Genomic DNA, 8,243 nt, shown 5'->3' with positions numbered 1-8,243 from the left:
TTTAATTCGTTGATTCATGATTTTTTATTGTCCGTTTTAATTATGAGCATGTTTTTCCAGGCTTTATGAAGGCCAGGTTAACTCAGTTAACAACGCAGGTTATTTGTCTGGATATAGCGAGAACAAATTGGACCGTTCGATAGATGGGCTAAGGCTATTACTGGCCTTTCCGTTTTCTCGCTTTCCATAAGGCCAGCCTCCGTTATGCGGCGTGGCTGGAATAGGCGAGCTCACAGCCCTTAAACAAGGCGTGGATTACGTGTGACGGGTGTCACAAATTTGGTCTGGCGTGTTTTATAGCATGCGATTTTTGAGCTGGCGAGACTTTACGCTCGGCACATGTGGTGAGTAAGTACTAGCTTGCTGTGTGTCGATTGCTCACTCTGTCTAGATCTTGTCGCTCACTGCATTCATGCCTGCTATCTTCCTGCTCATAACAATGCACGGGAATGCACCATGTTCAGAAATTTTTTCGGGCCAGCGGCGCTGGTGGTTTCGGTCCTAGGCCTGGTGGCATGCGACAGGTCTGGCACTGAATCTGTCGCTCCTCCGCAGCCATCGTCAGACTTTGTCATCGATTACGACGAGTTCCAGCTGGATAACGGCCTGCAGGTAATTTTTCACGTCGATCGCTCGGACCCAGTGGTGGCTGTGTCATTGACCGCCCATGTGGGTTCCGCTCGGGAGAAGGAGGGGCGCACGGGCTTTGCGCACCTGTTCGAGCACCTGTTGTTCCTGGAGTCGGAGAACCTGGGCAGGGGCGGGCTGGATGCGATGAGTGCGCGTATTGGCGGTTCCGGGGCCAATGGTTCCACTTCCCGCGATGTCACCAACTACTACCAGACGGTGCCGAAAGACGCGTTGGAAAAAATGCTGTGGGCCGAGGCCGACAAGCTGGGCTGGTTTATCAACACCGTGACCGAGCCGGTACTGGCGAAGGAAAAACAGGTGGTGAAGAACGAGAAGCGCCAGAGCTACGATAACCGCCCCTATGGCCACGCCCAGTATGTGATCGATCGCAATCTCTACCCGGAGGGGCACCCCTACAGCTGGCAGGTTATCGGTTCGCTGGAGGATCTGGACAACGCCACCCTGGACGATGTGAAGACCTTCTTCCGCCGCTGGTATGTGCCCAACAACGTGACCTTGGTGGTGGCCGGGGATTTTGATCCCCAGCAGGCCAAGGCGCTGGTGCAGAAGTACTTCGGTGAGATCCCCGCGGGGGAGGCCATCGAGCGCGCGCCCAAGCAGCTGGTCACCTTGAAAGAGACCAAGCGCCGTTTTTATGAGGACAACTTTGCCCGCGAGCCCCAGCTAACCCTGGCCTGGCCCACGGTGCCGCGCTACAGCGAAGACAGTTACCCGCTGGCGGTGCTGACGGAATACCTGTCTGACGGCAAGCGCGCGCCCTTGTACCGGGTGCTGGTGGAAGATGAGCAGCTGACTTCGAATGTGGCCATGGGCGCTTACGAGTCCGAGCTGGCGGGGCAGGTGCAGCTGGAGGTACAGGCGTTTAGCGGGCGCGATCTGGATGCGGTCTACGCGGGTATCCAGAAGGCGTTTTCGCTGTTCGAAAAAGAGGGGATTGCGGAGCAGGATCTGGAGCGCATCAAGGCCGGCCAGGAGGTGGCCTTCTACAACAGCCTGTCCAGTGTGCTGGGCAAGGGCTTCCAGCTGGCCCAGTACCAGATGTACGCGGATGACCCGGGTTATGTGAGTGAGGATATCGAACGGCTGCTGGCGGTCACCGCGGAAGACGTAAAGCGGGTGTACCAGAAGTACATTGCTGACAAACCCTTCGTGGCGGTGAGTTTTGTGCCGAAAGGGGAGCAGGCGCTGGCACTGGCAGATTCCACCGCGGCGCAGGTGGTGGAAGAGCAGATCGTGAACGGTGCCGAAGACGCGGTGGACCCATCCGCGCAGGCGGAGTACCAGAAAACTTCGTCGAAGATCGACCGCAGTGTGGAGCCCGCCTACGGCGCGCCGGCGCAGACTGCGGTACCCGATGTATGGCAGAGCGAGCTGAGTAACGGCATCGCGGTTTACGGTATCGAAAACAGTGAGGTGCCCACGGTCAACTTCAGTTTGGTGATCGACGGCGGCCAGTTACAGGAGAGCATCGACAAGACCGGTGTGGCCAACCTCGCCGCCATGCTGATGGAGCGCGGTACCAAAAACCGCACCCCGGAAGAACTGGAAACGGCGATCCAGATACTCGGAGCCGATATCAGCGTATCCGCCGCGCAGGATGCTTTCCGCTTCGACGTGACCACGCTCGCGCGCAACTTCAACGAGGTGTTCGCACTGTTGCAGGAAATGCTGCTGGAACCGCGCTGGGACGAAAAAGAACTGGTGCTGGCGAAGAAGAGCGTCACCAGCCAGATCAAACGCGCAGAGGCCGAGCCCAATGCCATTGCCAGCAAGACCTTTGCGCGGCTGCTGCACGGCGATGACAGCATCCGCGGTTACAGCGGCCTGGGCACGGAGGAATCCGTGGCGGCCATCACCATGGATGACCTCAAGGCCTATTACGCTCAGTACCTGTCACCGTCCGTGGCCCGCGCCCACGTGGTGGGGGATATATCCCAGAAGGACTTCCTGGCCGCGGCGGAATCCCTGGCCAAGCAGTGGCCCGCCAAGCCGGTGAAGGTCCCCGACCCGAAATCCGAACCGGCCAAGCCGGGCATCTATTTTGTGGATGTGCCGGACTCCAAACAGTCGGTGTTGCGCATCGGCCGCCTGGCCATGCCGGCGGTGTCAGACGATTACTACCCGGCGGTATTCACCAACTACATCCTCGGCGGCGGTGGCTTCGCCTCGCGCCTGATGCAGGAGCTGCGCGAGGGCAAGGGCTACACCTACGGTATCGGTTCCAGCGTATCCAGTGACAAAACCGGCGGCCGCTTCGCCATCGGCAGCGGCGTGCGCGCCAATGTCACCGCGGAATCCGTGCAGCTGATCGACGACATTCTCGAGGACTACCCCAGCACCTACACTGAGGCGGACCTGGAAAACTCCCGCTCCTATCTCGTGCGCGCCAACACCCGCGCGTTCGAGACCGCGGGTGCCAAGCTTGGTCTGTTAGAAAAAATGAGCGAGTTCGGCTGGCCGGCAGACTATGTGCGCAAACACGAGGCCATTGCCAAGGCCATGACCGTGGAGAAGGTACAGAAAATTGCCGATGAATATATGCAGCCGGATTCCATGATCTGGGTGGTGGTGGGTGACCGGGCTACGCAGTTGGAGCGTTTGCAAAAGCTGGGCCTGGGTGAACCCACTCTTGTAAAGAATGATTAGTCCGCGAAGCGGCTATTCCTCTGAATCCTGATTGTGGGGCGTCTACATTGAACTGGGATTGTAGGTGCACCACTCCATTCCCGGCTTTTGTGCGGTAAGCCTTGCGAGGGCGCCCAAACACACAGGCGAGAATGGCTTTATGAACAGCGCGTATAAACCTTTTTTGTTTATGGAAATCGTGGTCGGCTTTGCGCCGACCTTGTTTTTAGGCGCCAGCCACTTGGTGGGCAAATAATGCGTTGAGCGATGCCTGGCCAGGTGGAATGCACCATTTACGATGTATGCGGGCGCGCTCACGTGGCGTTGGAGGGTTGCTAAACTTTTATTCCCAACCTGAATTCAACGCGGTATCCAGAAAGTGCTGGACTACAAACTCTACTACTGGGACCTGCCATTCCGTGGCGTGTTCATCGAAATGTTTCTGGCGGAAGTCGGTGCCAGTTACTCCCTTCACGATGCCAGTGAGATCTACCCTGAGCGCAGCCTCCAGATCGATAACCCTGGTATGGCGCCCCCTTACCTGTACGACTGGAAGAGCAAGACGTACTTTGCGCAGCTGCCGGCGATTCTGATGCACCTGGCGCGTGAATACGACTATCTGCCAAAGCGTGCAGAGACCCACACCCTCGCCCTGAAAACCCTCCTCGACTGTAACGATGTGCTGCTGGAAATCACCAATTACCACGGCATGGTGATGTGGAACAAAAACAGCTGGGACGAATTCCGCAACGGCCGCCTGTCGGATTGGATGGAAATCTTCGAAAAAACCGGTTTGGCCCATGGCCTGAAAGGCGGCGGTAACTACCTTCTGAGCACGACCATATCTGTGGCGGATATCGCCACCGCGGCACTGTTTGGGACCATGGTGTATGCCTTCCCTGTTCTCGAAGAGGACCTGCAGGAAAATGCGCCCCACATTGCGCAGCTGGTAAAGCATGTCGAGGCTCGTAAGCCCATTCGAGCACTGCTGGAAAAACGCCGGGAAAAATGGGAGCGGGGCTATTGCGGCGGGCAGATCGAGAGCTCACTACGCAAGGTGTTAGGTCAGTAATCAGGCCAGTAGCTGGAACGTGATCAGCGCTGTGCACAGCAGGAAGCCCACTGCTGGGCACCACAGTGGATAGCGGGTTACCCCCACTTTCACCGGTTGCCGGCGCAGTTTGATTACCACCAGGCACAGGTTCACCAGAGAGAAGATTACCAGCATGATAAACGCGGTGATCTTGGCCAGTACCGTGAGCGGCAACCAGAGCGCGAATACCAGGATACAGCCCGCTACCAGTAAGGTGGACGCGACCGGGGTCTGTGTCAGGGCATTTACACGTGCAAACACTGTCGGTGCCATGCCTTTATTGGCCATGCCATACAGCAGCCTGGATGCCATGATGATCTGCACCAGCGCACCGTTCACTACCGCAAACATACTGATAACACCGATAAACTGCGTTGAATAGCCGGCATTGCTTACCATGGCCGCCAGCGGCGCGCCACTCTGGGCCAGTGCATGGATGGGTATGGTGCGCACCGCTATCGCGGCTACCAGTATGTAGAGCAGGGTGGATACGCCAATGGCGATCAGGATCGCCCACGGCAGCGTCCGGCGCGGGTTCTTCACTTCCTCGGCAATATTCACCATATCCTCAAAACCGATAAACGCATAAAACGCCAGGAAGCTGCCGACAAGCAGTCCGGGCCAGGCGGTCATTTCGGGGACAGCGAACACCCGTTGCCACTCCTGCACCGGGGGTGCCTCGCGGCTGACGAAGATGACAAACAGCAGGCCGCCTACTTCCACCAGCGTGATGAGGGTTACGGTGAGCGCAGATTCATTTATGCCCCACAGCGCAATCAACGTGAGTAGCACCACCAGCAGGGTGATGGCGAGGTATTCCGGTACCTGGATAAAGAGTTCCAGGTAACCGACGAAGCCGTTGGCAATGGTCGCTGCCGATACAATGCCGGTGATCGCCACCAACACACCGACCAGCTGCGCAAACCAGCGCCGGTTCCAGGCCTGATAGATATAGGTGGCTGAACCCGCGCTCTGTGGATAGCGTGAAGATAGCTCTGCGTACGACAGCGCGGTAAATGCGGCAATAATCCCCGCCAGCAGAAAAGCATAGGGCAGGGACAGTCCGGTTTCATCCGCCACCTTGCCGATCAGGGCATAGATACCGGCACCGACGATGGTACCAATACCGTAGAAGCTGGTTGCCGCCAGGGACAGTGATCGTTTCAGGGCGACCTGGTCTGACACGCTATTCCTCCGGCAATGGTTCTAACCAGTGTAGCGGCATAAAAAAGGGGGAGCCGATGCTCCCCGAGGGACCTCACAGGATGAGGGTTAAATCAAAAGAACCCGAGCGGGTTGGTGTCGTAACTGACAAGCAGATTCTTGGTTTGCTGGTAGTGTTCCAGCGCCTTTTTGTGGGTCTCGCGGCCAATGCCGGATTTCTTGTAACCGCCGAAGGCGGCGTGGGCCGGATACTGGTGATAGCAGTTGGTCCATATGCGGCCGGCCTGGATATAGCGCCCCATTCTGTAGGCGAGGTTCATATCCCGGGTCCACACGCCGGCGCCTAGACCGTATTCGGTGTCGTTGGCGATCGCCAGTGCCTCGGCCTCGTCCTTGAAGGTGGTGACTCCGACCACCGGGCCGAAAATTTCTTCCTGGAATATACGCATCTGGTTGTGGCCCTTCAGTAGGGTCGGCTGCACGTAGTAGCCCTTGCGGAACTCACCGCCGAGATCCGCCGCACCACCGCCGAAGATCACTTCCGCACCCTCGCGGCGGCCGATTTCGATGTAGGTCATGATGCGGTCGAACTGCTCCAGCGACGCCTGCGCGCCCACCTGGGTCTCCATGTCCAGGGGGTTGCCGCGCTTGATCGCCTTGGTGCGCTCCACTACACACGCCATAAACTCGTCGTAGATGGATTCCTGGATCAGCGCGCGTGACGGGCAGGTACATACCTCGCCCTGGTTGAAGAACGCCAGCACCAGGCCTTCCACCGCCTTGCTGATGAATTCGTCCTCCTGACGCATCACGTCGGCAAAGTAGATATTCGGGGACTTGCCACCCAGCTCCACGGTGGAAGGAATCAGGTTGTCGGCGGCGCATTTCAGGATATGGCCACCCACGGCGGTGGAACCGGTGAAGGCAATCTTGGCGATGCGCTTGCTGGTGGCGAGTGCCTGGCCCGCTTCCTCGCCGATACCGTTGACGATATTCACCACACCCGGCGGCAACAGGTCACCGATCAGTTCCATCAGTATGAGAATCGAAGCCGGTGTCTGCTCCGCGGGCTTCAGCACCACGCAGTTACCGGCCGCCAGCGCCGGCGCGAGTTTCCATGCGGCCATCAGCAGCGGGAAGTTCCACGGAATAATCTGACCGACAACGCCCAAGGGTTCATGCAAATGATAGGAAACGGTGTGTTCGTCCAGCTCCGCCATGCTGCCTTCCTGGGCGCGCAGGCAGCCGGCGAAGTAGCGGAAGTGGTCCACACACAGGGGAATATCCGCGGCGATGGTTTCCCGCACCGCCTTGCCGTTGTCCCAGGTTTCCGCCACCGCGAGCATTTCCAGGTTCTGCTCGATACGGTCGGCTATTTTTAGCAACACGTTTGAGCGCGCCGCGGCCGCGGTTTTGCCCCAGGCACTTTTGGCGGCGTGGGCGGCGTCGAGCGCCAGCTCGATATCGGCAGCGGTGGAGCGGGGTACCTCGCAGAATACCTCGCCGGTAACGGGGGAGATGTTCTCCATATAGTTACCAGACACCGGTGCGACCCATTCGCCGCCAATGAAATTTTCATAACGCGGTTTGAAGTTGATAAGCGCGCCATCCTGGCCGGGTTGTGCATAGATCATCGCTGTTTCCTCTTCGGGATGCTTATTGTGTTTCTCACTCCCGCGGGCGTTGTTATCTGCCAGTACTGGGAGTAGGCTTGAAAGCCGGGCCTAACGCCCGGTTATTCTGGTTTGAGCGATGAAAAAATATAACTTCCGGTGATTCGCGGCTTTCTTCTGAGTACAGATCAGTTGACCCTGAATCCAGCCTGCGGACACCGACAGCAATAAAATCGATAAAAGCCATGACTGAAATGACGATCCGCGGTCGCGCACAGCCGCGGGAACTGGTGGAGAACCGGGTGTCGTTCGCCGGTCCCAGTTCCGAGCTCAGTGTTTACGATACCTATTTGCCCGCAGAGCAGGTTGGTCTCTCTGCGGGTGAACTGCTGTACTGCGGAATGATCAGTGGCCGCAAGATCATGCACGCGGCGGGCAATTACCGCGCCGAGTTTTTGCCGCTGGAGTCATTTGTGATGGCGCCCGGTGAAAAGGTACACATCGACTTCCCCGATGCCCGACTGGAAAATCCTACCTCCTGCCTCACCATAGAAATCGCCCGCGAACGCGTCGGTGCCATCTGCGAAAAACTGAATGGCGCGGCACCGCTACAGCGGGAATTCGACGACTGGCGCTACCGCCCCGATTCCCTCATTCACACCCAGCACAGCCAGGCTACCCAGGCGCTGCTGCAGCGGCTCGTCACCACGTTTACGGAGAATTCCAGCGACCGGGATTTTCTGGTGGATCTCGGGGTGAGTGAACTGGTGGTGCGTATGCTGCGCGAGCAGATGCGCAGCTTCCTGCTGAAAGTCTGTGAAAAAAATCCCGAAGTTAACGGCCTCGCCGCTGCGCTAAATCAGCTGCAGTCCAAGCTGGACCAGCCGCTGGATATCGATCTGTTGAGCCGAATGGCGTGCATGAGCCGAACGCGATTTTACAGCGAATTCAAAAAACACCTCGGCTGTACCCCCGCGGAGTTCCAGCAGCACCTGCGCATGCAGGCGGCCAGGGATCGCTTGGCGCGCGGGGAATCGGTGACCCGGGTGTGTTTTGATCTCGGCTACCGGCACCTCAGCCACTTCAGCCGCCGCTTC

6 protein-coding genes are annotated in these 8,243 nt (G+C 58.2%); 4 read left to right on the top strand and 2 right to left on the bottom strand.

Annotated features, from left to right (window positions below):
• Positions 1-456: 456 nt before the first annotated feature.
• The 3 genes from VIL80_RS00550 (at position 457) to gst (ending at position 4,348) form a co-directional block, all read left to right on the top strand.
• Positions 457-3,297 carry a M16 family metallopeptidase gene (locus VIL80_RS00550; RefSeq protein WP_332034218.1) on the top strand — a complete coding sequence of 947 codons (2,841 nt, stop codon included), beginning with the start codon at positions 457-459 and terminating at the stop codon, positions 3,295-3,297.
• A gap of 64 nt (positions 3,298-3,361) precedes the next feature.
• Positions 3,362-3,532 (top strand): hypothetical protein, encoded by a 171-nt coding sequence (locus VIL80_RS00545; protein WP_332034217.1) that lies wholly within the window; start codon positions 3,362-3,364, stop codon positions 3,530-3,532.
• A gap of 123 nt (positions 3,533-3,655) precedes the next feature.
• A complete protein-coding gene (gene gst / locus VIL80_RS00540; protein WP_332034216.1) occupies positions 3,656-4,348 on the top strand; it encodes a glutathione transferase, Atu5508 family in 693 nt (230 codons plus the stop codon).
• Here gst and VIL80_RS00535 read toward each other — a convergent pair whose 3' ends face one another.
• Positions 4,349-5,554: an APC family permease gene (locus VIL80_RS00535; RefSeq protein ID WP_332034215.1), complete on the bottom strand. Its 1,206-nt coding sequence runs from the start codon at positions 5,552-5,554 to the stop codon at positions 4,349-4,351.
• A gap of 92 nt (positions 5,555-5,646) precedes the next feature.
• The gene (gene exaC / locus VIL80_RS00530; RefSeq protein WP_332034214.1) at positions 5,647-7,167 is read right to left on the bottom strand and encodes an acetaldehyde dehydrogenase ExaC; all 1,521 of its coding nucleotides are present in this window, start codon (positions 7,165-7,167) and stop codon (positions 5,647-5,649) included.
• A 224-nt stretch (positions 7,168-7,391) separates the two neighbouring features.
• Here exaC and VIL80_RS00525 point away from each other — a divergent pair.
• The coding region (locus VIL80_RS00525; protein ID WP_332034213.1) for an AraC family transcriptional regulator N-terminal domain-containing protein at positions 7,392-8,243 on the top strand (852 nt) is incomplete at its 3' end.

It is taken from the genome of Microbulbifer sp., from assembly GCF_036563125.1.
In the GTDB taxonomy this organism is placed as follows: domain Bacteria; phylum Pseudomonadota; class Gammaproteobacteria; order Pseudomonadales; family Cellvibrionaceae; genus Microbulbifer.
This window is presented reverse-complemented; position numbering and strand designations above follow the sequence as displayed.